Below are 25,041 nucleotides of genomic sequence, written 5' to 3'. Positions count from 1 at the left end.
ATGGCCGAACACAATATGCAAGAGACGGACAAAGCGCTGCCGGAACCCGGCCGCCTTTCCAAGTACCTCGCCGATTTCTTCGCCTCGCCGGCGGCGGCGATCGGCTTCATTACCCTCCTCGTCATCTGTTGCCTGGCGCTCTTTGCGCCCTGGATATCGCCGCAGAACCCCTACGACCTGATGCAGCTGGACATCATGGACGGGCGCCTGGCGCCGGGTTCGGAATCCATGACCGGCTTCGTCTACCACCTCGGCACCGACAGTCAGGGCCGCGACATCCTGTCCGGCATCCTCTATGGCCTCCGCACGTCGCTGCTGGTCGGCGTGCTCTCTGCCTTCGCGGCCGCCATCATCGGAACGACGGCGGGGCTGTTTGCCGCCTATATGGGACGGCGGACGGAAATCGTGATCATGCGCCTGGTCGACTTGCAGCTGTCGTTCCCGACTATCCTGATGGCGCTGATGATGCTGGCGGTCCTCGGCAAGGGCGTGCTCAATGTCGTCATCGCGCTGATCATCGCCGAATGGGCGACCTATGCGCGCACCGTCCGCGCCACCGCCCTCGTCGAGCGCGAGAAGGAATATATCGAGGCCGCGCGCATGCTCCGCTTGCCGGGCTGGCGCATTCTCTTTCGGCATCTGCTGCCGAACTGTCTTGCCCCCGTGATCGTTATCGCAACGATGCAGGTGGCGCGCGCCATCGGCCTTGAGGCGACGCTTTCCTTCCTCGGTCTCGGGGCCTCCGTCACCGAACCCTCGCTCGGCATGCTGATCTCGACCGGGTACCAGTATCTGCTGACGGGCCTCTACTGGATCAGCTTCTTCCCCGGCATTGCGCTCCTGGTCACAATCGTCGCCATCAATCTGGTCGGCGATCGCCTTCGCGACGTGCTCAATCCGAGGAACGCATCATGACCGCACTCTTGCAGGTACGCAATCTGGTCACCGAGTTCGGCGGGGCCAAAGGGCGGTCCGGCATCCGGGCTGTCAACGATGTGTCCTTTTCCGTTGAACGCGGCCGCGTACTCGGCCTCGTGGGCGAGTCCGGCTCCGGAAAATCCGTCACCGGTTTCTCGATTATCCGGCTTCTGGAGCGGCCCGGCCGCATTGCCTCGGGCGAGATCCTCTTCGACGGCGTGGATCTCAGCCGGAATTCGGAAGAGGAGATGCGCCGTCTCCGCGGCAAGCGGATCGCGATGGTGTTCCAGGATCCCACGGTGACGCTCAACCCCGTTCTGTCGGTCGGCACGCAGATGATCGAGGCCGTGCTGGCCCATGAGAGCGTGTCGAAGGATATCGCCCGGCAGCGCGCCCGCGACGCCTTGGGCCTTGTCGGCATTCCCAGCCCCGAGGAGCGGCTCGCAGCCTATCCCCACCAGTTTTCCGGTGGTATGCGCCAGCGGGTGGCCATTGCCATCGCGTTCCTGCACAAGCCGGACCTCATCATCGCCGACGAACCGACGACGGCGCTCGACGTGACGATCCAGAGCCAGATCATCGCGGAGTTCCAGAAGCTCACCGAGGAGACAAAGACTGCGGTGATCTGGATCACCCATGACCTCGCCATCGTTTCGCGGTTGGCCGACGATATTGCCGTCATGTATGCTGGCCGGCTGGTGGAGACCGGCCCCGTCTCCGAGGTTCTCAACGATCCCCGCCATCCCTACACCGCAGGCCTGATCGCCTCCGTTCCCTCGCAGAACCAACGCGGCGAGCGCTTGCGCCAGATCGACGGCATGACGCCAGCCCTCAACCGCCTCCCGCAGGGCTGCAGTTTCCGCAGGCGCTGCGAGCGGGCGGACGACGGCTGTCTCGTCATACCGGAGCTCGCGCCTTCGGGCGACCGATCCTTCCGCTGCATCCATCCCGTGACGAAAGTATCAGCATCATGAAGGCTGTCGACCCCCCCCTGATCGAGGCCAGGACGATAACGCAGCGTTTTGGCGCGAGGCCGGACCTTGCCGCGAAGATCGCGCTCGGCCTGAAGCTGGCAAAGCCCGCTCCGGTGGTTCATGCGCTGGATGGCGTCAGCCTAAGCATTCGCAACGGCGAGGTCGTCGGCCTCGTCGGGGAAAGCGGCTGCGGAAAATCGACCCTCGGCCGCGTCATCGCCGGGATCGCTACGCCGACCGGCGGCAGCGTCTTCTGGAAGGGGGTGGACCGCAACACAATGTCTGCCGCCGAGCAGAAGGAGGCCGGCCTTGCCACGCAGATGATCTTCCAGAACCCGATGGCCGCCCTCAATCCGCGCATGACTATCGAGGAGCTCATCTGGGAGGCGCCGAAGACGCACGGCATGGCAACCGCGACGGAACGCGCCTCCTACGTGGACAACTACCTGACACTGGCCGGCTTCGATCCGTCCATGAAGACACGCTATCCGCACCAGTTCTCGGGCGGTCAGCGCCAGCGGGTCAACATCGCGCGGGCGCTGGCCGTGCAGCCGAAGTTCCTCGTCTGCGACGAAAGCGTCGCCGCCCTCGACGTCTCCATCCAGGCTCAGGTGATCAACCTGTTCATGGACCTGCGGGAGCGGCTGGACCTGACCTACCTCTTCGTCAGCCATGATCTCGGCGTGGTGGAGCACATTTCCGACCGCGTGGCGATTATGTATCTCGGCCGGATCGTCGAGCAAGCGCCCGTCGAGGATGTCTTCAGACGTCCAAACCACCCCTACACGAGGGCCCTCCTGGCGGAAGTTCCCCGCATCGAAACGGGCAAACGGCGTTTCAAAGCCGTGGAAGGCGAACTTCCTAGCCCGCTCGATCCGCCCAAAGGCTGTCATTTCCATCCCCGTTGTCCCTTCGCCATGGAGCGCTGTCGCGTGGAAGTCCCGGTCCGCAAGGAAATCGCGCCGAAACACCTGTCGGCCTGTCATCTGAATGGCTGAACGCGCCGGAGGCGCTCGACTAGGACGCGATCGCATCAACAAACTCAACCCGAGAGGCAGGAGGTCAGCCGTGGCCGAGAAGCTTTCCCATTCCGGCGTCAATGACGTAGCGTCGCTGCTTGCGGCTATGGTCGATGAAAACGAGGCGCGCTTCATCGATATCCGCAGGCGCATCCACGAATATCCCGAAATCGCCTTCGAGGAGGTCCGGACGGCTGCCCTCGTCGCGGAGACCCTGGCGAGCCTCGGGATTGAGCACCAGACCGGCGTCGGTCGCACCGGTGTCGTCGGGCACATCCGCGGCAAGAGGCCCGGTCCGACCCTGCTGATCCGTGCGGACATGGACGCCCTGCCGATGCAGGAGGAGACGGGGCTGGCCTATGCGAGCAAGATCGCGAACCGCATGCATGCCTGCGGCCACGATCTCCACACCGCGACGGTCCTTGCCGTCGGCGCCGTGTTGAAGCGCCTGGAGGACCGGCTGGCCGGCAACGTCCGCCTCATCTTTCAGCCGGCGGAGGAAGCCGTCGGCGGCGCGAAGGAAATGATTGCCGACGGGGTGATGGAAGGCGTTGACATGGCGCTGAGCCTGCATAACCGGCCCGAAATACCCGTCGGCCAGTTCGGCATCGTGCACGGCTATGCGAACGCCGCGGTCGATTCATTCGACATCACCGTGCATGGCAAGGGCGGGCATGCGGCCCGTCCTTACGCCGCCGTCGATCCGATCGTCATCGCGGCCCAGCTGATCGGGCAGTTGCAGACCATCGTGTCGCGGGATGTGCGGGCGCTCGACGCCTGCGTGGTGACAGTCGGCTCGATCCATGCCGGCGAGGCCCGCAACATCATCCCTGAACGGTGCGAACTGAAGGGAACCGTGCGCAGCCGGCAGCCGGAGGCCCGGGATGCGGCAGAGGCCGGCCTGCGCCGGCTTTGCGAGGGCGTGGGGTTGAGCTTCCGGGCGGGCTGCGAGCTTACTTACAGACGCGGCACGCCCCCTATCTTCAACGATGCGGGCATGCTGCAGCGCACCATGGGTGCGATCAGCGCGCAGCTTGGCGACGTGGCCTTCGATTATGAACCAAGCATGGGAGGCGAGGACTTTGCGCTGATCGCGCAAATGGTCCCGGCGTTCCGGCTGCTCGTCGGTTCCTCCCAGCCAGGCCGGTCGGACAAGGTGCACAACCCGGACTATCAGCCCGACGAGCGATCCATCGCCTTCGGAACGCTGGCTCTGGCGCGAACCGCGGTCGATCTCCTGAGCTGACTAGCCGTTCGAGATGTTTACCTTCTGTGCCCCAAGAAATCGCATAGAGTATCGGGCCTTTATCAACCGAAAACAGCGACGGACGCAACGCGTGTCCCATCCGCCAGGCCGTGGGTTGGCTCACCCCCAGAGCCTCGGCCAGGCGCACCGAGGACAAACCTTTATCCGACTGCAGTATAAGCCACATGCCCTTCAGCCAGACACTGTGCTGAGAAGATCGCATAATGTATCGGCTGGAACTGTGAGCGCTTATCGTTTCGCGGCAATGTCCTTCTAGGACAGCATCTCGAGACCGTGTTTCCGGACGATCGAGAGCAGCTTCAATGCGGGGCCGCTCGGCCGCTTCGCGCCGGTTTCCCACTTTTGCACTGTTGATGCACTGGTGTTCAGGTAGCTCGCGAAGACTGGTTGGCTGACATGATTGTTCTCGCGCAGCGCCTTGATCTCGCTTGGCGTCAGCTCCTGCGGGATGGAAAGGCAAGTCTCATCGAAGGTCTTCATGGTTTCCTTGTCGATGGTACCTGCCGAATACATGTCTTCGACGGCGCTATGGATCGCCTCAAAGGCATCGCTCTTGAACTTGCGCTTAGTCGCCATTGCAAATCTCCAATAGGGCGCCGGTCCCGATTTCCGCATCAAGCTCGGCCTGTGTCTTGCGCCGATAGAGTTCGGCAAGCTTCCGGAAAACCAGGAGCTCGTCGTCATCGATGTTTGCGCGGTCCTTCTTCGCGAACAGATAGGCAAACACCCAGTACTCACCGGCCTTCGCCAGAACGATCGAACGAAGCTGTTGTCGTTGAGCCGCTTCTTGAACACGCCGCCACCGAGGTCATCAGCCTGTCCGCGTGCGACTTGCTCAATCGCCTTGCAAAGGGCCTTGTCGGAGATCCGCGCTTTCTTCGCTGCTTTGGAAACCACGCCGTTTTGAAAGTCCGTTCTAACATCTCTTCATATAGCACTGCGTGCTACACTTATCAAGTTTCCGGGGAAAAATCTGCAGGAACTACGCCGCTTCCCATACCTGATTCAAAATCTTCGCAGCAAGCGCCGCTTTGTCTAAACAACGGCTTCTGGTCAAGAAGTCCGATTTCACGCAGACGCGCCTTCTGTTCATTTTCGAGGCCCTGCGAGTTCTCAGTTGACAGCGACGACCGCCTTGCCGTTTTTGCCGCTACGTTGCCTTTGGGTCAGTACTTCTGTCCTTTTTCCGAGCGTTCACTCTTTCAAAGCCTCGACCAGCAAGGTGAACGCGGGGGACGGATGCCGGCGCGAGGGGTAGTAGAGATGATATCCGGGAAACGGCGGCGTCCAGTCGTCGAGGACCTGCACAAGCCGTCCGTCATCGAGATACTCCCGAACGACGTCTTCGTGAACATAGGTGAGGCCGTATCCGTCCAGGGCAGCTCTCACGACCTGCGGCACGCCGTTGAACGCCACCTGACCATCCACCCTTACCCGGACTTCGCCTCCGTCTCGTTCGAACTCCCACGCATAAAAGCCTCCATAGCTGGGTAGCCGCAGGTTGATGCAGCGGTACGCGGTGAGTTCCTGCGGCGTCTTCGGCGGCGGCATCGCGCTTGCGCCGGACTTCGCCGATAGCGGTCGGGCATTCGTCTATTATTCCTATTCATCCGGCTCGGAACCAGCCAACAGGGTCGTTGCCGCCAGATTTGACGGGAACACGTGGCGTGAAACCGCTGTGCTCGTCGATGCCATTCCTGGCCATCGACTATACAATGGTGGCCGCATCGCCATCGGTCCTGACGACCATCTCTATGTCACGACGGGGTGGACCGAAAATTACGAGCGCCCGCAGGATCTCCAAAGTCTCGCCGGAAAAGTTCTCCGCCTGACGCTTGCCGGTGGCGTTCCCGAAGACAATCCGTTTCAGGGCTCGTTCGTGTACTCCTATGGCCACCGCAATCCGCAAGGACTGGCCTGGAACGGTGAGGGTGAGCTGTTCGTCGCCGAACACGGCCAGGCCGCTCTCGATGAGATCAATCTGATTGCGCCCGGCGCCAACTACGGCTGGCCGATCATCTCGGGCGATGAAACCCAGGAGGGTATGCAGCCGCCGTTCGTCCATTCGGGCGGCGACACCTGGGCGCCGTCGGGAATAGCGTTCGCCGGCAACGAACTCCTGGTAACGGCCCTCCAGGGGCGCGGACTTTATGTGCTCGATCGGCAAGACCGAACGCTCCAGCCCGTCGTCAGCTTAGGTGAGCGTGTCCGGCATGTGCTTCCAGTCGACGACGACCTCCTGCTCATCACCACCAATCGATCACCACGAGGGCAAGGACCTTCGAAGGACCGACTGGTCAGACTATCAGCGCAGAACTGACGGACCGCTCCGCTTAACCTTGAGGTTTCGGCGAACTGCCGAAGTGTTTGACCATCATTGGCCTGCCGAGCTTCGGAAAGGAAACGAGATGAAGAAACTGATCGCAGCCGCATCGCTTGTCACGCTGTCGACGGCATTAGCTCATGCGCAAAACATCGAGATCACACCGAATGCATCAGCGCCATCCGCGCTAGGCGACGCCAAGTTGTTCACTGGCCATGTCGTGGTCGACTCGCTGTTTCCGGCGAACGAATTCACGCACGGCACCGGCGGTCATGTAACCTTCGCTCCGGGGGCTCGCACCGCTTGGCACACGCATCCCGCTGGCCAGATGCTGATCGTCACCTCGGGCAAGGGATGGGTGCAGCGAAGGCAGCGCAAAGCGGGAGATCAGCCCCGGCGATGTCGTCTGGATTCCGGTCGGCGTCAATCATTGGCACGGGGCAACCGACAAGACCGGCATGGGCCACATCGCGATTTCCTACATGAAGGAGGGCAAGAACGTCGAATGGGGCAAGCTCGTCACTGATGAGGAGTTCGTACGGTGACCCCTAAGCTTTAATGCACCGCCAAAGTCCGCGGCGAGATTAATCAGGGCGATCATCAGGCCGCCATCAAGCTACTAAAAGCGGCATTGGGGAAAGCATTGCCTGCAAAGCAGGAGTCAAACTTGCGACCCTCCTGGAAGTGCAATACGGCTCGGGCAAAGACTCGCAAGGACGCGGAAAGGGCATTGGAGCGGCTTGAGGAGTTCGCTGCGTGGCCTGAGGATCAATTCACTCTTTGAGACGACTTTATATTTAGGATTCGATCTGCAGCGATGAAAGCGCGCGAATTGACCAGGTCGCCGAGCCCGCAGTTGATGGTAGCACGGTTCGAGTAGCAGCGTCGAAGCGCTGACTCTCGGGGCTCTTGGAACCCGGTCCGGGACCGCAACAATTTACGGCGCGGCGATGGGCGGCCAATCCACCGCAGCGCCTGGAGGTTACCTCTCGACGTTTTCCGGAGCGGATGTGGAAATCCGCTATCGCTACTCGACAACCAGCTCATGCACGACGGCAGCGGGATCAATCGCTCGACCAAGCTTCGATGTTGCTGCGACCGTCGCCGCCAACTGCTTGGTTGCCACACAGAACATCGATTTTGGCCAGCCGGTGTGTTGTCCTTCGACGGGAACGGAATGTCGAGCGGAAGGGCTCCAGCACCAGGTCGTTGTCGCACGGGCGATCCACAGGAGTGGGCCCACAGCAACGCGTTGCGAGTATCTGGCGTAACGCACCAGCTAGAGTGTTCGCGTTCCGTGCTCAGAAGATCACACAATGTATCAACAGGAATACAGATATTGGCTATTGTAGCTGCAACGCGTAGACGGGCCCGACGAGCCGACGATTGTAAGGCGTGGGCGCGATTCATCTGTGAGCGGAAGAAGAGTTGAACTCCGGCGCGGATGAATCAGGCGCGTTCCTTGATTCCACTTCGAGTGAGAGTACAATATATGCAGGCGACGTTCGAAGCGGTTCCCTTGAATGGAACAGGGCGAGAGCCCGAGCGGATGATGGAAAGCGTCGCGATCAGAGCTGCAGCGGGCTTCCCATTGCAGCTCTGTTGTTGTGAGATCCGATTTATTCCGGACCTGGCAACGGTTGTCACCTATGGCCCCGCCGTCCTCTGACGGAACATGCAATGACGTCTGACGTCAGGCTCGTGCAAAGCAACAGCGTCCCAGTAGGTGAGGTGACCGACGCAAAGCGCCCGCAAGCTCCTAAGAATCGCGCTTGCTTGCTCGGCGATATCATGTTCAGGGGCTCACCCGGCTGAGTACTCCAATACTAACGCGGTTTGAAGCACCTGAGAATATCGCTTTCTCTTTGAAAAATGGTTCTCTCGCGGTCTTACCGCGCGATCGGCACAGTAGGGATGTAAACCGCGACACTTCGGCTCTCGTTCTGCACGAGCGCGCCGCCGACGACCAGGTAAAGGCCAATCGTCAACATCGATAGAAGCATGATGCTCAGGGGCAGGCCGGTGGATGCTCTCTGCTCCGGCAGCCCAAAATCATCTCTGTCGCGCATCAACCAACTCCTTCTGTACATCACATTCGCAAGGGATTGTCATCGGGCGAGGGAGCCGCAGCGCTGCCTAGAAGGGACGACGCAAGGCAGCGCTGAGGAACTCACTCACACGAGCGGCTGACGAGGGGGCCGCTCGGGGGTGACAACTCCAATTTGCGTCGATGGTTTCCGTCTGCTACCTGCCTAGGACCTTTGCGCCTATGAGGCTCAGACCGAAGTCCTAGAGCGCGCCTAACCCAGAAGAACGAGGAACCGGCGGATAAGGGTTTCGGCGTTTCATACGATTCAGCTGCGCAGAGCCGGGCAAGGCGGGGATATGGAAGCGGTTACGATACCGACGCCGAAGCGATGTTGCTGTTGGGCTTCGCGAGTGTGCTCGCCGACGCCGGATTTCTCGTCAAGGCGACCGCTAGACCACCCCATGCTCCTCAGCCCGACCCCTGATCACCAATCCCCAAAACAGCACGAAAGCATGTAATAATAGGCACGCAACACATAACCGCGTTTGCGAAAAGCCTCTAGCAGTTTGCTGTAATCGATATCGAGCCCAGACCCTTGGATGCAGCAAAGAGATTGGCGCCGTTTATGAAAAGTGCGATTTTCTCGCGGCTATCGAACATGGCGATTTCCTCTGTTTGCATTCATTCAATTTGCGGCCGATCGGTTGCGCCAAAGCGGAATCGCGCTGCTGGACGTTAGACGAGCAGCAACATGTGAATGCCATATTGCTAGTACTTGTTGGCTCGGCGACAATCTGCAGGTGCGTGCTGCCGATCAAATTTGTGAACTAGCAATCCGGACGACCTGGATGGCCGGAGTTTCAGGGCGGTCTTGAATTCCGTGTTCTGATTGGAAGTTCGTCCAAACGGTGACGCCGAGGGCAATCTCGAAGAGACGCGGAGCGTGTTCCCAAAATCCAAATAGGACGGCGTCCCGAAATCACGGGAGCTGATGGCTCCAAGGATTGATGATGGCAATGCCGGTGCCTTCGAAGTCCGCGACATTGCGCGTTGCCAACGCCGCGCCGCGGGAACGGGCGATCGCGGCAATCTGTGCGTCGAATTGGCTGATAGGGCGACCGGCCTTGCGCCGCTCCACAGCCAGCGTGGCATAGACGTCTGCAGCCTCGCTGTCGAAGGGCAAAATGCGTCCGGCAAGATCTTCGCGAAAGATCGGTACGATGGCCCCCTCGAGGTGGCGCCGGCGGCGCCCATCCGGTAGAAGCCGCAATCCGTAAAGGATCTCGGCTTCGGTGACGGTCGTGGTGAACACCGACGTCGGCGGCTGCTCGGCGAGCCACGCCTCGACAGCAGCGTACGGCGCCGGCGTCAGCAATTCCGACAGCACGTTGGTGTCGAGGATGATCATGCGGAGAAGTCCGGCGCTTCGCGGATCGCCTCGCGTGGGGGTGTTTCAAGCGCGACGCCGCCGGTCGGCGCGATGCGGGCGCGAATGGCGGCGGCGAGATTGCCCGGTTGCCTTCCAGTGGTCGACAGCGCCACGCGCAGGATGTCGCGGGCCTCGTCTTCCATCGAGCGCCCGTGCGCGGCGGCGCGCAGCCTGAGCCGCTGCTTGAGGCTATCGTCGAGATTGCGGATCGTCATGCTGGCCATAGGAGCCTCCGTTCATCATTGATTGCAATTTAATCATTGATTGCAGTCGTTGCAAGGATGGTCTGATCGCCCTTCAGATTGCGATCGACCGCGTGCAAAGACGACCTGGGGAAGACGATGCCAAAGCACAACGAGACCGCGCAGAACGGAGCATGCCGGCTGATCCACGACAAGAACTCGTCAGCGTGGGGCGCCAAGTTTACCGGCAGATTGCCGCGAGAATGTTCCCGCGTCACGCGAACGCATCCTCGGCGTCCAGCAGGGTTTCATAATGCCGAGCCAATCGGCAATCAGGTCCCCAAACCTGTTAGCAGTGGCCGTGTCGACCGGCACCCGGGCACTCGCATATTTGGCCGTGCCCTCCGTGATTTTCGGACCCTGTGGAGGACTCTATGCGGAACATACGGTCGCCGGCGAGGTTCACTTGCGAAAGACAGAGGCAGGCCGTATGCACTCGCTCAACGTCGCTGGTATCATGATCCTCCTAGCCATCGTTGCGCTATTCGTCCTGGCTTAGCTCGTAGTCTGAGGGGCCAGTCCGGCAGCCGACACCGGCATCTTCGAAGCGTCGGTAATCCTTAAGAATTAGGTGCGGAACCAAACTTTACTCCAGCAAGTTGTGCATTGAAGTACGACAGCCCGGAGTATTATGTTCTGTCCTGAACGGGCTGTCCCGGACAGAACAAGCCCCGCCAGAGCGCGGGGATTGCTGTTCAAAGGGAGTGGTCACCGAAATGAGTTCAGAAAAGATGAGAAAGCTGATTCAGGATTGCCAGAGGGACATAGCCGCGTACCTGCCGCCGGAGAGCGGCATTTCGGAGCGTCAGCTGCTCCAGCAGTTGGCCAGCCGGCTCGACGGGCAGCAGGCGCAGGATGCGCTGGGAAATGGCTGGCAGGGCTGGCTGCCCGATGACGAAGACCCAGCCGGCGCAGACGGCAGCAGCCCCGCGCCCACGAGGTGGTGGACCGAACCGGAATTCTTCGGAACGATGTGGAAACTGAGGAGTTAGGCGCGGTCGCTAAGCGAGTTGCTCAGCGCGAACTCATGTCGGTTTCTTAAAAACGTCCCCCCAACTGCTGGAGCCGACCTGAGCAGGCAGCGCCCTCCCTGGCCGGTGGCGCTTCCTTTACCGTTTCGCCGCATGTGCCGCCTTCGATGAGCTGGAAGATTTCCCGCGTAACTTTTAGATCACCGGCCTGTTGGCTGAGAAGCGTCTGCGGGTCCTTAATCGAGGACGCCGTATTCGTCGGACGACTGCTCGGTAACGATGATGCGGTAGGCGCCTATATTGTCGATCTTGCGGACCTCATTTTCGAAGCTGCGGAATTGCACTTCGGCGCAACCTTCACGCTCTTGCATGTTCGGCGGAAGACCACCCCTCTGAGACTGCTCGACGGCCGTACGCCATCGATTTCTCCTGATCGTGACCGAGTGGCGGGATTACGGCGGATGGGCCAATGGCCCCGAGCAGGCGTTAGGCGCTATGTTCTTTCAGCCGTCTCGTGCGGGGAGGAGTCGGTTAGAAGTCAGCGCCTCGGCTGGCCTCGCCTGGGGCTGGCGCTCACACGAGGGCGGCTGGAAGCCACCGCTGAGGCGGCCAATCTCACCTTCAAGGTGACCAGATGGATTACGACTGGAGCGGCAAAAGAGCGCGCAGGATCAGGTCGCGATGACCGTCCTGGAACCGCCTTGGCGGTCTTCCTATGGGAGGCCTCGACATAGTAAAACGGCCACGCGGCAATGCCCGCGTGGCGCTGGCCCGCAAGCTGGCGGTGGTGTTGCATTGCATGCTCAGGGATAGAACCAACTTCATTGCTCATAAGGGAGCGCCAGCCCTGGCGGCTTGATCGGAGGAGACGACGAGACAGGCTTTCGGACGGGCACAGCCATCAGCCCTCCGCAGCAAGGTCCCTTCGCCGGGACGATGGATGGGTTAGGCCGCTATGCGATCAGCAGCACAAGGGTGACTGCGCTTCTAAAATTGGCCAACCGGTCTCCTCAGCAGACACCATAGAGCAGCGGCAAAGCTCCGACTGCGGACAGAAGCAAGCACTCGGCGAGGGATTAAGCGCACAAGGGATTGGCGCAAAGCCCGTTACAGAAGATCGCATATTGTATCGACTGGAATGTGCCGTACGTGGAGACAGGGGCGGGCTATGCCGCTCTATCGATTTCCGGGATCAACTCCAGTTCGCGACGAAGTGCTATTTCCTCTGTCTTGAGGTTGAAGCTGATCTGCATGTTCATCCAAAACTCCGGCGTTGTGCGGAGATATTTGGCGAGGCGCAACGCGGTATCCGTCGTGATCGGTGTTTGCTCCGCCGCTATACGTTCGATGCGGGTGCGAGGAACATTGAGCTTTTTCGCCAGTGCGCCAGCGCTCATGTTAAGGGGACGTAGGTACTCCTCGCGGAGGATTTCGCCCGGATGGACCGGCGGAAGGATATGGGTCATCTCAAGCTCCCTGTGCCACGATTGGCATTTAATGGTAGTCAACTATTTCGACGTCTTCGATACCGGCGTCTGTCCATACGAAGCATATGCGCCACTGATCATTGATCCGGATTGAGTATTGGCCTTCTCTATCGCCCTTCAGCGCTTCAAGTCGATTTCCCGGAGGGGGAACGCAAGTCGTCGAGAGCGGCAGCACTGTTCAGGATCGTCAATTTACGAACGGCCGACCTCACGATATTTGAAGGAAAGCTTTTTGGTGCCTTGCCGCGCGCAACGGCTTCGGTTCTGGCGTCCTTAAATGACCTGATCACGTCTGGCTCTTCATGCTTGTATCGTATGGTGATACTGGTGAAAGTCAACCAATATGTATCATTGCACGATACAGATTCGCAATCGCGATTCTTTTACGCAATCCGAAAATGGCCGATCTCGGTTCGATTCCGTTCAAGGCGTTCGACTACCGAATTAACGTTGATACCGCCTGCAGACCTCAACGATCCAAGCTTTGAAACGCTCGACGGCGTCCATGTTTCTGCGGTTTTGGGTTATAACAATGTAGTGCGCAGAGGCGCTAGTCATGACAGCGGGCGAGATCGCGACCAGCGCACCGGTATCGAGATACTTTTCGACGATCGCCTTCCAGCCTAGCACGACACCTTGTCCCTCCACCGCGGCGGTGACTGCATCCATGTAGTAGCTGTAATAGGTGTCGGTGCGCGCTTCGATCGGCCTGCCGAAGGCAAACTGGGTCCAGTCCTCCCAGCCTTGCCACGCCCTGCCGCCCCGGCTGTAGTCGATGATGCTGTGCGCCTTCATACTGTCGGGCGTTGTCATGGGCGGAAGCTCGCGGAGATATCCCGGACTGCAGACAGGAACAATTTCGTCGCGGAACAGGAAGATTGCCTCACCATCGGACCAATGTCCGTCGCCGAAACGCAGCGCGAGGTCGAAGTCGTTACGTCTGAGGTCCGGATCGTGATCCTGCGTATCGACGAAGATGCTGAGCTCCGGGTTCTCCGCGCGGAAAAGCGACAGACGCGGGGCAAGCCAGAGGGTCGAAAAGGCGTCGTAGGCGGAAACGTGAAGCCGTTTTCTTGCCATGGCGCCCTGGATCTCTTGCCATGTGCCGACGATGTGTTCGATCGACTGTGTGAGCACTGTCGCCATCTGCTGCCCCTTCGGCGTCAGGTCCAGCGCGCGGTGACGTCGGACGAAGAGCGGAGAGCCGAGGCTTCCGCTCGAGGTCCGGACCTGGCGACTCACGGCGGGCTGTTTGACGTTCAACTCCTTTGCCGCCTCCGTAAAGCTCATGTGTCGCGCCGCTGATTCGAGGGTCACGAGCGCGGAAAGCGACGGAATATTGCGCCTGAATGTGCTCACTGCGGCCTGCCTCCTGATTCATAAGACCTAGACGCATAACGAAGTGTTATGCCAGGCCGCAATTTTACTGTCGTTGACCCGAGCCCCTGTCGAAGGCCTCATTTGGTGGTAACGACAGGAGAAGCTCATGACGGAGATATTCATGGCGGCACTGAACGATGGCGACGTGTCGTCGTTTCACACCGTCGAGACCGCCAACAGGATTGGGAGTATGGCGGCAGCGAAGGTTTCTGGCTGAAGCGTCTCCATTAGCGGCCGGACGCGCGCGAACAGAAATTTTTTATGAAGGGGGATGCAGGCGCACATGCTGAAAGCCACGCCCACGACCAGACCGAGCAGATATTCGTGGTGGTAGGCACCTTCTACGATCAGACCCGCACCTATCAGGCGGGTGACTATGTGTCGCGCGAACCCGGTACGAACCCCATTGCCGGGAGCACAACGGGCGCGACCGTTCTTGTCGTCTACACGCCCTGAGCGGCACCCGCGTAATCGCGTTCGGCGGCGTGACCCGCTCTGGATTTGACCGGATGGTGGCGGAAGTCTGCCTTGGAAGGGTTGGCGCCGTGGCCGCGCGCGAGGTCTCGCGTTTCGCCCGCAATAGCCGTGATTGGCAGCAACTCATCGCCTAACGCAGAATGAAGGCGATCTGCGCCTCCGTGAACTTCACGTCCTAATGGAACTCTTCTTGCCCCGACAACGGGAGCATAATTGGAAAATTCCAGTTCAGAACGATCCCAATTGCGGGAAGCACGTCACTGGCGTGAAGCCGAAAACATTCAACCGGCGGCTCGCCTCCAGATGTGGACGTTTCAGAACCCGTCCGCGATCCTGACACCGGCCATATGATCTCGTCTGTGGTGGCCGCAGCTTTGTGCATGAAACCGCGCGGCCTGCTGACAGATCGTCAGGCCAGAAAGGTCAATGCTTTGAAGCAGGGCTCGACAGTGTTCGCCATAATGCGTGCTTGGCCATGCGCTTCAACGGCATCTTGGGCAGCAGGAATTCGGAGCCACTGGATGAATGGATCGACGATGCCATTGACACTGAGCTCACGGCGATCATGCGTTTTGCGCCGGGGTATTGATGCCGTCAAGAATGCAATCGAACTCCCTTGGAGCAACGGTCAAGGAATTGCCAAGCGACAGATGTCATCCAAATCACACCCATCTTGACGGACATGACCTGCTACTGCACTTTACTAACAGACCCGTAACGGCAACCCTCTTCTGATGGTGACCAATGGCGGCTGACTACATCATAGGACCGAACACCGAGAATCCCCGGCTGACGCGATCTGTCACGGGCGTGGACCATCTTGGCGAAAAGCTCGAACTTTCGGTTATCGAGGAGCGGCCCCTTACCATCTACCTCAACTCGCAGGAGATCGTCACAGCTATGACGATCGGTGACTACCCGGAATACTTGGCGCTCGGCTTCCTGCGCAATCAGGGGATGCTAGATCCTGCAGAAACAGTTACCGGTGTTGAATATGATGAGGAACTGGACGTCGTCATTGTCCGCACCGAGAGCCGCACGACGTACGAGGAAAAGGTCAAGAAGAAGACTCGCACGAGTGGCTGTGCTGTAGGTACGGTGTTTGGCGACATGATGGAGGGCTTGGTGGGATTGACCTTGCCGGCTGCGCCAATGCGGACGTCGTGGCTCTACACGCTGGCCCGCACGATCAACACTACGCCGAGCCTGTATCTTAAAGCTGGCGCGATCCATGGAACGGTGTTGTGCAAAGAGGACCGACCACTAGTCTATATGGAAGATGTCGGTCGTCACAACGCGGTCGACAAGATCGCCGGCTGGATGCTCTTCGAGAAAGTGGGAGCTGAAGACAAGATTCTCTACACCACCGGCCGGCTTACGTCCGAAATGGTTATCAAGACTGCCATGATGGGGATTCCGGTGCTCGCATCGCGCTCAGGCTTCACGGCCTGGGGAGTCGAGATTGCGCGCCAGGTAGGGCTGACATTGATTGGACGCATGCGTGGTAAACGCTTCGTTTGTCTAACGGGGGAGGAGCGGCTGATCTGGGATGCTGATCTCGAAACCGTGCCTGAGGATGAGAAACATCACCGCCGCAAGGGCGCACTGATTGACTAGAATTCTGGGTGTCATACTGGCTGGAGGCCGTGCCACTCGTATGGGTGGCGGCGACAAGGGATTGCTGCGGCTCGGCGGTGTAACGCTGCTCGGTCATGTACGTGCACGGCTCGCTCCCCAATGCGCGGAGCTTGCGATCAACGCCAATGGGGATCCAGCGCGCTTTTCAGATTACGGGCTTCCTGTTCTTGCCGATACGCTGCCGGATTATCTTGGCCCCCTGGCGGGTGTTCTCGCGGGCCTCGAATGGGCGGCGGAAAAGGGCGGGGATGCGATCGTGACTGCGGCGGCCGATACGCCTTTCCTCCCTCACGACCTGGTGGTCAGGCTCAGTGACGCGGCGGCACGGAAGAAGGTTCCAATAGCGCTGGCGGCCTCTCCGGACGACGCGGGATCGCTGCGCCACCATCCCACCTTCGGTCTGTGGCCTGTCGGTTTGCGCCAGGACCTGCACGCCGAACTTTCCGGTGGGCTTCGCAAGATCATGCTGTGGGCCGAACGGCATGGCACCGCGACTGCGCTGTTTGCGTCGGCGCCGTTCGATCCGTTCTTCAATGTCAACACGCCGCAGGACATGGTGCGCGCCAATGCAATTTTGCACGGAGTTTCGGCATGACCTTCTACGACGCGGCTGACTGTACCACCACACGAAATACCGGCACCGTCGGTGTCGTTTTGCACTGGGCTTGCTGATGTCCGTGACGCCTCCTCCGCTTACGCCGCCACGCTTGAAGAACGATTGTTTCGCCCTGCCACCGGGCGTTGATTGGACTCCCGTGGATACTGCGCTCGACCTGCTACGGGCAAACCTCTCTCCTGTCGTGGATATCAAGGGACTGGATGTTTCTGATGCGCTCGGCCACGTCCTGGCGCACCCTGCAGTTGCACGTCGCTCCAATCCGCCCGCCGCCAACTCGGCCGTCGATGGATACGGTTTTGCTCATGCGGCTACCGGCGAGGGCCTCCAGACGCTGCCGCTGATCGAAGGCCGTGCGGCGGCGGGTGTGCCATTTTTAGGACGCGTGCCGGAGGGAATGGCGATCCGCATCCTGACCGGGGCGATTCTGCCCGCAGGAGTCGACACAGTGGTGCTGGAGGAGGATACCGCCGGCGATGGCCACCGCATAGCCTTCCACGGTCCGATCAAGATGCGATCGAATACCCGTAAGGCCGGCGAGGACGTGATCGCCGGTGATGTCGCATTGCCGGCCGGGCATCGCCTGCGCGCGCCAGATCTGGCGCTGTTGTCTGCTGTTGGGGCAACAAGGGTCTCGGTTTTCCGTCCCCTGCGCTTGGGTGTGCTGTCCACCGGTGACGAGATCGTCGCCGATTCTGGCGGAGCCCTTCTGGAGGTCGGCCGCATCTATGACGCCAATCGGCCGATGCTTCTGGCAATGGCGCGGCGCTGGAACCATGTGCCTGTGGACCTTGGTCATGTGGGCGACGACCGAGCAGCACTGGCCGCCCGGCTTGACCGGGGGGCAACGGAGGCAGATGTAATCTTCACCTCCGGCGGGGCATCGGCGGGAGACGAGGATCACGTCTCGGCGCTGTTACAGGAGGCCGGAGTGATGCAAAGCTGGCGTATCGCCGTCAAGCCGGGCCGGCCGTTGGCGCTTGGTTTGTGGAGGGGTGTTCCGGTGTTCGGCCTGCCGGGAAATCCGGTCGCGGCCTTCGTCTGCACTCTTATATTCGGCCGCCCGGCCCTCTCCGTGTTGGCCGGCGAGGGATGGGAGGAGCCAGTGGGTTTCACGGTTCCGGCGGCCTTCGAAAAGAACAAGCGCGCAGGCCGGCGCGAGTATTTGCGGGCGCGGTTGACGCCGGAAGGCCACGCCGAGGTTTTCCGGTCGGAAGGTTCGGGCAGGATCAGCGGGCTTTCCTGGGCCACCGGACTGGTCGAACTTGCCGATGGCGCCTGCCGGATCGCACCGGGCGATCCGGTTCGTTTCCTCCCCTACGGCTCCTTTGAATTGTAGTCCGTCGCAACGGACAAGGACAACGCTACCGCAAGGGCTCGCAGTGCCAGCGAAGGAACATAAAGTCGGCGCCGGCGGTTACCGTTCAACTTGCAAGTTGAGCGATGATCCCGCATGCTAAGCAGGAATTTCCATAGTCGCTGCCTGATCAACAAGACAAGGAGCTGGCGATGAGAGAAATCATTCTCGCGGGAGCGTTCGCACTCTCAACTTCGACTTGCCTGGCGCAGACTGCGACGCCACCGGCGCCCGCGTCTCCCCAATCTGCCTCGCCGATCGAGGCGGCTGCCCCGCCACAAGGCGGTCCGGCCAATCTCTGTCAGGAACTTCTTGGCTTCATGAAGGCTCCCCCTCCAGAGGCCCCTCAAGCTGCCGATGCGAAGAAAACGGCCGTGACGGCTGATCAACAGGCAAAGCCTCAGCAGCCCGCCTCGAGCCAGCAAGGCTCGGCCGGTTTGGCCGGCACGGCCGCCACCGGCAAAGACCCCTCGGGGGGTGGCGGGAGCAATTCGGCGCAGGCGGTTACCGGACAAGACGGCGTCGCAACCGATGCACCCGAGCCGGGCAAGGGTAAGGCGGATGCCGGATCGGTCGCGAACGCACCGCAGAAAGAGTCCCGGGCAGCGCCGCTCCCGCCCGCGGATGTGACGAGCACGCCCAAGGAATCCGTGCTGAGCATGGAAGCGGCCCAGCAACTCGCCGACGCAAACGACATCGCGCAATGCCAGAAGACGGCCCGTGAGATGCGCGTTGCCGGCGTTGCCATGCCACCACCTTTGATTGCATTGGCAGCATTGGACATCCGGTATCAGCAGAATTCAGGCGCAGTGCAGGAGCCCTCCGGGACTGTCGGCCCGGAGCAGAACGATTAGATGCCGGAATTGTGCCCAGAAGAATTGCCGTGGCACGCTGGTCGAGGCTGCATCGAGTGGCAACGGAAGCGAAGGAGTCCGGAATGGGGATCATCGTGACGGGAGTAGTCGTAGTGGGAGCGATCGCTTTTGGTACCGGCTACTATTTCTTGAACTTACAGCCAGCAGAGCCTGCTTGGGAGGTCTACAGTACCGACGGCGCCCGCGTAGGGGATCCAGGTCACAACCTCGTCGGAAAGAACTGGTCGGGAGAACCGGGCAGTGTTTCTACGGACGGCGAGGAGACATCTTCCTAAGATAGCCCCGAGCGCTTTTTCAGATGCGCAGGTGACGCCCAAACCCTCTGATCGAGCATCCGAACGTTGCGCTTTTCGTCCTCGGATGCCGCGCCTTTTCAGCAATACAGAGACTGCTTTTCATGACGCTCCGCCCGAGTATTTTGCGGCACCAGTGCCGCAACTCTGCGACGGCCGCGCGATGCGTAGACGCTGTTTGTGCCCGAAGACGGCAGGTCTATTCCGCCGGCTCAGCGGCAGTATGCGGCGGTGGCCGAGCACCGGTCTTGCCTTGCTGCTCTTCCACCCAGGCGCTGTGATGTTCCTTGGCCCAGTTCAGGTCCACCGAGCCAGAGCCCATTGCCGGATAGGCACCTTCCATGCCGAGCGTGCCGATATAGATATGCCCAATGATCACCGCGATCATGATGAGGCCTACGATGGCATGAACATATTGGGCCGTCTGCATGCCGTTGACATCGGTGAAGGAAAACGGAAACAGCATGAAGATGCCTGAGACCGACAAAGCAGTCCCGCCCACCACGACAGACCAGAAGATGAGTTTCTGCCCCGTGTTGAAACGTCCAGCCGGTACATGCGTTCGGTTCGACCGGTCGAAGAACCCACCGGCGGACTTCAGCCATTTTGCGTCGTAGCGGTCCGGGAGATTGTGCCGGATCCACGTCAACAGCATCAATACGACGCCGAGCATGAAGGCCCAGGATACGAAATGATGCGCGTACTTGGCCCAAATTGACCAGCTAGAAAACGCCTCAGGCCCGATCAGCGGCATCAACAGGCGTTTTCCAAAGATCAAGTTCAGACCGGTGATCGCAAGGACGATGAAGGCCGTTGCGGTTGTCCAATGGAGCAGGCGTTCCAGCGCGTTGAACCGGAGAATTTTTTGTCCTGATTCGCCGGCCTGTGTTCGAATACGGCCCCGGATGAGATAAAACAGCGCGATTGAGAGCACCGTGCCGACAATGATGAACGCACCGACCCAGGGTAGAGCAGTCCGTTCGAAGGTTTGATAGTCCCGACCCTGAGGTTGTTGCAGCGTCGTGGCCTTGCGGTCGGGTATCGAGACCCGGCCCTGGATCTTGCCGAGCTCATCGAGAAGCTGCTGTTCGCTCACCCCTTGCGCACCGGGGTTGTTGACCGCTGGGCGCTCCTGCGCCCCGGCCGGGGCCATCGACAGGACGAAAGCCAGTATGAATGCCGCAACCGCCGCCGAAATCAGTCGATAAAGGCTCCAGATCCGCATTTGCTCCATCCTCCCGACTTGCTTCGCTGCCAGGTCAAGCAGCACTCGCCATCTCGATTTTTTCGGACCATCGTACCGAAAACGGAACCTGTTTCCGGCTATCCCGATGTTCGACCAAAGCGCTGAAGCGTCCTTCCTGAGCGTGAAAGATGCATGGCGCTCTATCTTTTGATTCCAGATCATCTTATCTGCATCGGATCACTTTATCGGCTGCAGGATGCTCTAGACGTCCACTGTCTCCCGATAGGCGGTCTGCCAGCCCCATGCGCCCGAGCCATAGCCTCGCTGAGTCACACGCTCCTTGTAGATCGCGGCAATGATCACTCCGTCGCCAGCGAGCAGCGATTTCGTCGAGCACATCTCCGCACAGAGTGGCAGCTTGCCTTCCGCCAGCCGGTTGGCTCCATATTTCGCATACTCGACCTCCGTCGAGTCGCCCTCCGGTCCTGCCGCACAAAAAGTGCATTTGTCCATCTTGCCGCGTGAGCCGAAATTGCCGACGCGCGGATACTGCGGCGCGCCGAACGGACAGGCGTAGAAACAGTAGCCGCAGCCGATGCACAGATCCTTGGAATGCAACACCACTGCATCCGCAGTGGTGTAAAAACAGTCAACGGGACAGACTGCCGCGCAGGGTGCGTCCGTACAGTGCATGCAGGCCATCGAGACGGAGCGTTCGCCCGGCTTGCCGTCATTGATGGTGACGACGCGCCGCCGATTGATACCCCACGGTACGTCGTGCTCGTTCTTGCAGGCGGTAACGCAGGCATTGCACTCGATACAACGTTCGGCGTCACAAAGGAATTTCATCCGTGCCATCTTCGTTCCTCCGCTACACCGCCGCGATCTGGCAAAGCGTAACCTTCGGTTCCTGCATCCCCGTTACAGGATCGTAGCCGTAGGTGGTGATACTGTTGGCGCTTTCGCCCAGAACGTAAGGGTCGGTCCCTTCGGGATAATTGGCTCGCAAGTCCTCGCCCCGGAACCAGCCGCCGAAGTGAAATGGCATGAAGGCGACACCCTTGCCGACACGCTCGGTGACCAGGGCCTTTACCTTTGCCTTGACGTCGTTCTCCGCTCCGTTGACCCAGACCCAACCTCCGTCACTGATGCCGCGCTCGGCTGCATCGTCGACGTTGATCTCGACGAACATGTCCTGCTGCAACTCGGCAAGCCACCGGTTCGAGCGGGTTTCCTCGCCGCCACCCTCGTATTCGACGAGGCGTCCGGTCGTCAGAATAATCGGGAACGATTTCGCGGTGCCATTGTCCACAGCCGCCTTCTGCACACTGAACCCGATATTGGGCAGGCGGAACTGCTTGGCGTCCGGATAGGTCGGATACTTGGCTACAAGGTCCACCCTCGGCGTGTAGATCGGCTCGCGGTGGATCGGCACCGGATCCGGCAAATTCCAGGCAAGTGCCCTGGCCTTGCCATTGCCGTAGGGGTGACAGCCATGGCTGAGCGCCACGCGCTGGATGCCGCCAGACAGGTCGGTAGACCACGACACCTTGCCGATGTCGCCCATATCATCGCCGATCGCCTGGATGATGCCTAGCTCCTCCGGGGTGAGATCCCGATCCCAGCCGAGTTTCTGGAGCACGGCCATGGTGAACTCCGGATAACCGTCCGTGAGTTCGGAGCCTTCCGTGTAAGAACCCTCGGCGAGAAGCGTTTCGCCGTTGCGTTCCACGCCGAAGCGGGCGCGGAATGGGCTGCCCCCGTCCATGACGTTCAGGCCGGTGCTGTAGAGGTTTGCAGTTCCCGGGTGACGGAGTTCCGGCTTCCCCCAGCATGGCCAAGGGAGACCGTAATAATCTCCGCCGACCTCCGGGTCGTCCTTCGGCGCGCGCAGGGTGAGCAGGTCGAATTTGTGCTGGTTGCGCATATGCGCCTTGAGCCGCTCGGGCGACTGGCCACAATAGCCGGTCGACCAGCCGCCGCGGTTCATTTCACGCAGTACGTCCTCGGGTACCGGCCGATCACCTTCGACTGCGATGTTCTTGAACATCCATTCGGCAAGGCCAAGCTTCTGCGAGAGCAGGTACAGGACCTGATAATCGTCCTTCTGCTCAAAGCTTGGAGGGACGATTTGCTCGCCCCACTGGATCGAGCGGTTGGAGGCGACCCGCGATCCCGAGGTTTCGAACTGCGTGCAGACCGGCAGGAGATAGGTGTTGTCCTTGCGCCCCGCCTGCACCGCGAGCGAGGCCCAGGTCGTGGGGTGGGGATCGGCCACGACAAGCAGTTCAAGTCCGGCAAGCCCCTTGATCGACTCGGGTATGCGCGTGATGCTGTTGCTGGCGTGGCCCTGTACGAACATCGACCGCACGACGTCGGGTTGCCCGACGTCTTCCTTTGGCAGTGAAACCGAATCGAACCATCGGGTCAGCGGAATGCCGGGTGTTTCCATCAGTTCCTTGGAAGAGAACTGGCCCACCAGGTCCTCATAGGGGATTTCCCACACCCGCCCCCAGTGCTTCCAGGCCCCTTCCGTCAGGCCGTAGTAGAAGGGCAGAGTGACTACGTCGAGCCCGATGTCCGTCGCGCCCTGAACGTTGTCGTGGCCGCGGAAGATATTGGCGCCGGTGCCCGGCTTGCCGATGTTGCCGGTAGCGAGACAGAGGATGCAGCTCGCCCTCGTATTGGCGGTTCCAACAGTGTGGTGCGTCTGTCCCATGCACCAGATGATCGTCGATGGCTTCTGGGTCGCGAACGTCTCGGCGACGCGCTTCAACTGCTCGCCGGGCACGCCGGTGATCATTTCCACCTCGTCCGGAGTGTACTTGGCGACCTCCTTTCGAACCTCATCCATCCCGTAGACGCGTTGCGTGATGAATTCCTTGTCCTCCCAGCCATTCTCGAAAATATGCCAAAGCATGCCCCAGATCAGCGCGATGTCGGTGCCTGACCTGAAGCGGACGTATTCGGTCGCATGGGCGGCCGTGCGCGTGAAGCGCGGGTCCATGACGATGAAATTGGCGTTGTTGAGTTCCTTGCCCTCGAGCAGATGCTGCATCGCGACCGGATGCGCCTCGGCCGGATTTCCGCCAAGAACGAGCATCGTCTTTGAATTTCTGATGTCGTTGTACGAGTTGGTCATCGCACCGTAGCCCCAGGTGTTGGCTACGCCGGCAACCGTCGTCGAATGACAGATTCGTGCCTGGTGATCCTGGTTGTTGGTTCCCCACAGAGCGGCGAGCTTGCGGAAGAGATAGGTACCTTCGTTGGAGAATTTCGCCGACCCCATCCAATAGGTGGATTCCGGCCCGGACTTCTCGCGGATCTCGAGAAGCTTGTCGCCGATGCCGTTGATCGCCTCCTCCCAGCTGGTACGCTCCCATCGGCCGTCGACGAGCTTCATCGGGTATCTCAGACGGCGGTCGCTGTGCACCAGTTCACGTACGCTGGCGCCTTTGGCGCAATGCGAGCCGCGATTGAAGGGGCTGTCCCAGGAAGGTTCCTGGCCCGTCCACACGCCGTTCTGGACCTCTGCCGTTACGGTGCATCCGACCGAACAGTGGGTACAGATGCTCTTCTTGAGTTCGATTGGCACGCCCGGTTGCGGGGGGCTGATTGCGGCGGCCTTTTTGACTGTGCCGAGTTGGAAGGAACCGAGTGCCGCCAGACCGCCGGCGACGAGCCCGGAGCGGCGGAGGAATGTCCGTCGGTCCAACGGGGCCGCTGCCATCCCGCCGGTCAGGGTTTGCAGATGCGTGCGGCTTGCCTGCCGATCCTTGCGCTTCGTGAGCATGGCACCCTCACTTCTGCTTGGGATAGCGATTGACGCGATAGTAGGCCTTGACGTGGTCCGTTTCGCGATAGCGGCCCCGCATCTCCTCCTCGCCCGGATCGTAGGCCTGGGCGTCGGTGGGACAGAGCGCCGCGGCCGCGACGACGGTCGTCGATGCGCCGCCGAATGCCTTAAGGAAGTAGCGCCGGCCCAATGCCGTTTGTCGCTCGTCTTGCATCTTGGCATCCTCCTCCTTGGCGGGCATGGAGCCCGGGCATGCATCTATGCGTTTTGCCGCGCCTCCATGGCGAAGGCTTCGCTTTCGATCTCGATGAAAAGCCGACCTACCGTGCCGACCGATCGGTAGAATTTGGCGCCCTTGGCGTGTTCCAGATCGCTGAAGAAACGCCCGGCCCACGGCTCGACGTGGCGTTTGAAGAAATCCTGCTCCTCGTCGTGGGAGACGGCAAAGTGATTGCAGGCAAAGCCGCTCATCATTTCGCATACGCTGGCGAGATGATCCTCGGGCTCGGGGTGGCCCTCGGCGCGCTCGATACCGAAACGGGCCATGTCCGCCCGCAGGCGCGCAAGCGGGCGTTCGTTGAGGAAGCCGGTGAGATAATAGGATGCGTAGGGAAGGAGTTCTCCGCGTCCCACGCCAATGAACAGCTCGGAATATTCGCGATGGATCGCCTCGTGCGAATATGACGCTGCCGCTTGAGCAAGTACGATGTGGGCACGGCCGAGAGGTGTGTCGCTGTTGTCCGACAAGTATGAAAGCCTGGCGA

The 25,041-nt window shown here is 60.5% G+C and carries 22 protein-coding genes and 8 pseudogenes; 13 read left to right on the top strand and 17 right to left on the bottom strand.

Annotation, left to right across the window (positions count from 1 at the left end):
* From FB009_RS29255 to FB009_RS29240, 4 genes are all read left to right on the top strand, one after another.
* Nucleotides 1–915, top strand: a complete 915-nt coding sequence (locus FB009_RS29255) for an ABC transporter permease (RefSeq protein WP_017277190.1) — start codon at nucleotides 1–3, stop codon at nucleotides 913–915.
* Complete coding sequence (locus tag FB009_RS29250; protein ID WP_101779379.1) at nucleotides 912–1,892, top strand: ABC transporter ATP-binding protein; 981 nt, start codon at nucleotides 912–914, stop codon at nucleotides 1,890–1,892. The genes FB009_RS29255 and FB009_RS29250 overlap by 4 nt, the downstream gene beginning before the upstream one ends.
* On the top strand, nucleotides 1,889–2,890 hold the full coding sequence (locus tag FB009_RS29245; RefSeq protein ID WP_102045378.1) for an ABC transporter ATP-binding protein: 1,002 nt from the start codon (nucleotides 1,889–1,891) through the stop codon (nucleotides 2,888–2,890). The genes FB009_RS29250 and FB009_RS29245 overlap by 4 nt, the downstream gene beginning before the upstream one ends.
* 70 nt (nucleotides 2,891–2,960) lie before the next feature.
* A complete protein-coding gene (locus FB009_RS29240) occupies nucleotides 2,961–4,157 on the top strand; it encodes a M20 metallopeptidase family protein (RefSeq protein ID WP_102045377.1) in 1,197 nt (398 codons plus the stop codon).
* A gap of 82 nt (nucleotides 4,158–4,239) precedes the next feature.
* Here FB009_RS29240 and FB009_RS29235 read toward each other — a convergent pair.
* From FB009_RS29235 to FB009_RS29220, 4 genes and pseudogenes are all read right to left on the bottom strand, one after another.
* A pseudogene (locus FB009_RS29235) lies at nucleotides 4,240–4,365 on the bottom strand (winged helix-turn-helix transcriptional regulator); the annotation flags it as partial.
* A 65-nt stretch (nucleotides 4,366–4,430) separates the two neighbouring features.
* Complete coding sequence (locus FB009_RS29230; RefSeq protein WP_018210417.1) at nucleotides 4,431–4,754, bottom strand: helix-turn-helix domain-containing protein; 324 nt, start codon at nucleotides 4,752–4,754, stop codon at nucleotides 4,431–4,433.
* A pseudogene (locus FB009_RS29225) lies at nucleotides 4,744–5,075 on the bottom strand (type II toxin-antitoxin system RelE/ParE family toxin). The gene FB009_RS29230 and the pseudogene FB009_RS29225 overlap by 11 nt, the downstream one beginning before the upstream one ends.
* Before the next feature lie 297 nt (nucleotides 5,076–5,372).
* A pseudogene (locus tag FB009_RS29220) lies at nucleotides 5,373–5,726 on the bottom strand (LysR substrate-binding domain-containing protein); the annotation flags it as partial.
* On the opposite strand from FB009_RS29220, the pseudogene FB009_RS29215 reads away from it, so the two are divergent.
* Nucleotides 5,725–6,498, top strand: a pseudogene (locus FB009_RS29215) (PQQ-dependent sugar dehydrogenase); the annotation flags it as partial. The pseudogenes FB009_RS29220 and FB009_RS29215 overlap by 2 nt on opposite strands.
* A gap of 88 nt (nucleotides 6,499–6,586) precedes the next feature.
* Nucleotides 6,587–7,046, top strand: a pseudogene (locus FB009_RS29210) ((R)-mandelonitrile lyase).
* A 1,344-nt stretch (nucleotides 7,047–8,390) separates the two neighbouring features.
* Here FB009_RS29210 and FB009_RS29200 read toward each other — a convergent pair.
* The 4 genes and pseudogenes from FB009_RS29200 to FB009_RS29185 form a co-directional block, all read right to left on the bottom strand.
* Nucleotides 8,391–8,570, bottom strand: coding sequence for a hypothetical protein (locus tag FB009_RS29200; protein WP_018210425.1), 180 nt, complete (start codon nucleotides 8,568–8,570; stop codon nucleotides 8,391–8,393).
* 474 nt (nucleotides 8,571–9,044) lie between these two features.
* Nucleotides 9,045–9,190, bottom strand: a pseudogene (locus FB009_RS29195) (NYN domain-containing protein); the annotation flags it as partial.
* Nucleotides 9,191–9,509: 319 nt separating this feature from the next.
* Nucleotides 9,510–9,938: a type II toxin-antitoxin system VapC family toxin gene (locus tag FB009_RS29190; protein ID WP_018009980.1), complete on the bottom strand. Its 429-nt coding sequence runs from the start codon at nucleotides 9,936–9,938 to the stop codon at nucleotides 9,510–9,512.
* Complete coding sequence (locus FB009_RS29185) at nucleotides 9,935–10,183, bottom strand: FitA-like ribbon-helix-helix domain-containing protein (protein WP_018210426.1); 249 nt, start codon at nucleotides 10,181–10,183, stop codon at nucleotides 9,935–9,937. The genes FB009_RS29190 and FB009_RS29185 overlap by 4 nt, the downstream gene beginning before the upstream one ends.
* A gap of 734 nt (nucleotides 10,184–10,917) precedes the next feature.
* Between FB009_RS29185 and FB009_RS29175 the strand changes: the two genes are divergently transcribed.
* Nucleotides 10,918–11,193, top strand: a complete 276-nt coding sequence (locus FB009_RS29175) for a hypothetical protein (RefSeq protein ID WP_018210429.1) — start codon at nucleotides 10,918–10,920, stop codon at nucleotides 11,191–11,193.
* Nucleotides 11,194–11,408: 215 nt separating this feature from the next.
* Here FB009_RS29175 and FB009_RS33715 read toward each other — a convergent pair whose 3' ends face one another.
* The 4 genes and pseudogenes from FB009_RS33715 to FB009_RS29160 form a co-directional block, all read right to left on the bottom strand.
* Entirely contained in the window at nucleotides 11,409–11,543 is a 135-nt protein-coding gene (locus tag FB009_RS33715) for a hypothetical protein (protein WP_018210430.1), read from the bottom strand.
* A gap of 795 nt (nucleotides 11,544–12,338) precedes the next feature.
* Nucleotides 12,339–12,638: a HigA family addiction module antitoxin gene (locus FB009_RS29170; protein WP_018210431.1), complete on the bottom strand. Its 300-nt coding sequence runs from the start codon at nucleotides 12,636–12,638 to the stop codon at nucleotides 12,339–12,341.
* 28 nt (nucleotides 12,639–12,666) lie between these two features.
* Nucleotides 12,667–12,949, bottom strand: a pseudogene (locus FB009_RS29165) (type II toxin-antitoxin system RelE/ParE family toxin).
* Nucleotides 12,950–13,103: 154 nt separating this feature from the next.
* On the bottom strand, nucleotides 13,104–14,018 hold the full coding sequence (locus tag FB009_RS29160) for a LysR substrate-binding domain-containing protein (RefSeq protein ID WP_102045440.1): 915 nt from the start codon (nucleotides 14,016–14,018) through the stop codon (nucleotides 13,104–13,106).
* Between the two features lie 282 nt (nucleotides 14,019–14,300).
* Between FB009_RS29160 and FB009_RS29155 the strand changes: the two genes are divergently transcribed.
* The 6 genes and pseudogenes from FB009_RS29155 to FB009_RS29125 all read left to right on the top strand — a co-directional run bounded on the left by FB009_RS29155 (nucleotide 14,301) and on the right by FB009_RS29125 (nucleotide 18,981).
* The gene (locus FB009_RS29155) at nucleotides 14,301–14,495 is read left to right on the top strand and encodes a cupin domain-containing protein (protein ID WP_127577850.1); all 195 of its coding nucleotides are present in this window, start codon (nucleotides 14,301–14,303) and stop codon (nucleotides 14,493–14,495) included.
* A gap of 317 nt (nucleotides 14,496–14,812) precedes the next feature.
* Nucleotides 14,813–15,148 (top strand): annotated as a pseudogene (locus FB009_RS29145) (ISL3 family transposase); the annotation flags it as partial.
* Between the two features lie 112 nt (nucleotides 15,149–15,260).
* Nucleotides 15,261–16,133, top strand: a complete 873-nt coding sequence (locus tag FB009_RS29140) for a formate dehydrogenase accessory sulfurtransferase FdhD (protein WP_011970347.1) — start codon at nucleotides 15,261–15,263, stop codon at nucleotides 16,131–16,133.
* Complete coding sequence (gene mobA, locus FB009_RS29135; protein ID WP_127581893.1) at nucleotides 16,126–16,749, top strand: molybdenum cofactor guanylyltransferase MobA; 624 nt, start codon at nucleotides 16,126–16,128, stop codon at nucleotides 16,747–16,749. The genes FB009_RS29140 and mobA overlap by 8 nt, the downstream gene beginning before the upstream one ends.
* Nucleotides 16,750–16,825: 76 nt before the next feature.
* Complete coding sequence (locus tag FB009_RS29130; protein WP_127658463.1) at nucleotides 16,826–18,109, top strand: molybdopterin-binding protein; 1,284 nt, start codon at nucleotides 16,826–16,828, stop codon at nucleotides 18,107–18,109.
* A gap of 170 nt (nucleotides 18,110–18,279) precedes the next feature.
* Nucleotides 18,280–18,981 (top strand): hypothetical protein, encoded by a 702-nt coding sequence (locus FB009_RS29125; RefSeq protein ID WP_018210439.1) that lies wholly within the window; start codon nucleotides 18,280–18,282, stop codon nucleotides 18,979–18,981.
* A gap of 513 nt (nucleotides 18,982–19,494) precedes the next feature.
* On the opposite strand, the gene FB009_RS29115 is transcribed toward FB009_RS29125, so the two are convergent.
* From FB009_RS29115 to FB009_RS29095, 5 genes are all read right to left on the bottom strand, one after another.
* The gene (locus FB009_RS29115; protein ID WP_026183675.1) at nucleotides 19,495–20,520 is read right to left on the bottom strand and encodes a formate dehydrogenase subunit gamma; all 1,026 of its coding nucleotides are present in this window, start codon (nucleotides 20,518–20,520) and stop codon (nucleotides 19,495–19,497) included.
* A gap of 222 nt (nucleotides 20,521–20,742) precedes the next feature.
* Nucleotides 20,743–21,339 carry a formate dehydrogenase FDH3 subunit beta gene (gene fdh3B, locus FB009_RS29110; RefSeq protein ID WP_011970352.1) on the bottom strand — a complete coding sequence of 199 codons (597 nt, stop codon included), beginning with the start codon at nucleotides 21,337–21,339 and terminating at the stop codon, nucleotides 20,743–20,745.
* 13 nt (nucleotides 21,340–21,352) lie between these two features.
* Nucleotides 21,353–24,274, bottom strand: a complete 2,922-nt coding sequence (locus FB009_RS29105; protein ID WP_102045437.1) for a formate dehydrogenase subunit alpha — start codon at nucleotides 24,272–24,274, stop codon at nucleotides 21,353–21,355.
* 7 nt (nucleotides 24,275–24,281) lie between these two features.
* Entirely contained in the window at nucleotides 24,282–24,491 is a 210-nt protein-coding gene (locus FB009_RS29100; protein WP_011970354.1) for a formate dehydrogenase, read from the bottom strand.
* Between the two features lie 44 nt (nucleotides 24,492–24,535).
* Nucleotides 24,536–25,024, bottom strand: coding sequence for a TorD/DmsD family molecular chaperone (locus FB009_RS29095; protein ID WP_234837589.1), 489 nt, complete (start codon nucleotides 25,022–25,024; stop codon nucleotides 24,536–24,538).
* Nucleotides 25,025–25,041 lie beyond the last annotated feature (17 nt).

The organism is Sinorhizobium medicae, from assembly GCF_007827695.1.
Classification (GTDB): Bacteria; Pseudomonadota; Alphaproteobacteria; order Rhizobiales; family Rhizobiaceae; genus Sinorhizobium; species Sinorhizobium medicae.
This window is presented reverse-complemented; position numbering and strand designations above follow the sequence as displayed.

Coding starts and splice junctions, on each gene's coding strand:
- FB009_RS29255 (WP_017277190.1), top strand. CDS start 1: ATGGCCGAACACAATATGCAAGAGACGGACAAAGCGCTGCCGGAACCC.
- FB009_RS29250 (WP_101779379.1), top strand. CDS start 912: ATGACCGCACTCTTGCAGGTACGCAATCTGGTCACCGAGTTCGGCGGG.
- FB009_RS29245 (WP_102045378.1), top strand. CDS start 1,889: ATGAAGGCTGTCGACCCCCCCCTGATCGAGGCCAGGACGATAACGCAG.
- FB009_RS29230 (WP_018210417.1), bottom strand. CDS start 4,754: ATGGCGACTAAGCGCAAGTTCAAGAGCGATGCCTTTGAGGCGATCCAT.
- FB009_RS29200 (WP_018210425.1), bottom strand. CDS start 8,570: ATGCGCGACAGAGATGATTTTGGGCTGCCGGAGCAGAGAGCATCCACC.
- FB009_RS29190 (WP_018009980.1), bottom strand. CDS start 9,938: ATGATCATCCTCGACACCAACGTGCTGTCGGAATTGCTGACGCCGGCG.
- FB009_RS29185 (WP_018210426.1), bottom strand. CDS start 10,183: ATGGCCAGCATGACGATCCGCAATCTCGACGATAGCCTCAAGCAGCGG.
- FB009_RS29175 (WP_018210429.1), top strand. CDS start 10,918: ATGAGTTCAGAAAAGATGAGAAAGCTGATTCAGGATTGCCAGAGGGAC.
- FB009_RS33715 (WP_018210430.1), bottom strand. CDS start 11,543: ATGCAAGAGCGTGAAGGTTGCGCCGAAGTGCAATTCCGCAGCTTCGAA.
- FB009_RS29170 (WP_018210431.1), bottom strand. CDS start 12,638: ATGACCCATATCCTTCCGCCGGTCCATCCGGGCGAAATCCTCCGCGAG.
- FB009_RS29155 (WP_127577850.1), top strand. CDS start 14,301: ATGAAGGGGGATGCAGGCGCACATGCTGAAAGCCACGCCCACGACCAG.
- FB009_RS29140 (WP_011970347.1), top strand. CDS start 15,261: ATGGCGGCTGACTACATCATAGGACCGAACACCGAGAATCCCCGGCTG.
- FB009_RS29130 (WP_127658463.1), top strand. CDS start 16,826: ATGTCCGTGACGCCTCCTCCGCTTACGCCGCCACGCTTGAAGAACGAT.
- FB009_RS29125 (WP_018210439.1), top strand. CDS start 18,280: ATGAGAGAAATCATTCTCGCGGGAGCGTTCGCACTCTCAACTTCGACT.
- FB009_RS29115 (WP_026183675.1), bottom strand. CDS start 20,520: ATGCGGATCTGGAGCCTTTATCGACTGATTTCGGCGGCGGTTGCGGCA.
- fdh3B (WP_011970352.1), bottom strand. CDS start 21,339: ATGGCACGGATGAAATTCCTTTGTGACGCCGAACGTTGTATCGAGTGC.
- FB009_RS29105 (WP_102045437.1), bottom strand. CDS start 24,274: ATGCTCACGAAGCGCAAGGATCGGCAGGCAAGCCGCACGCATCTGCAA.
- FB009_RS29100 (WP_011970354.1), bottom strand. CDS start 24,491: ATGCAAGACGAGCGACAAACGGCATTGGGCCGGCGCTACTTCCTTAAG.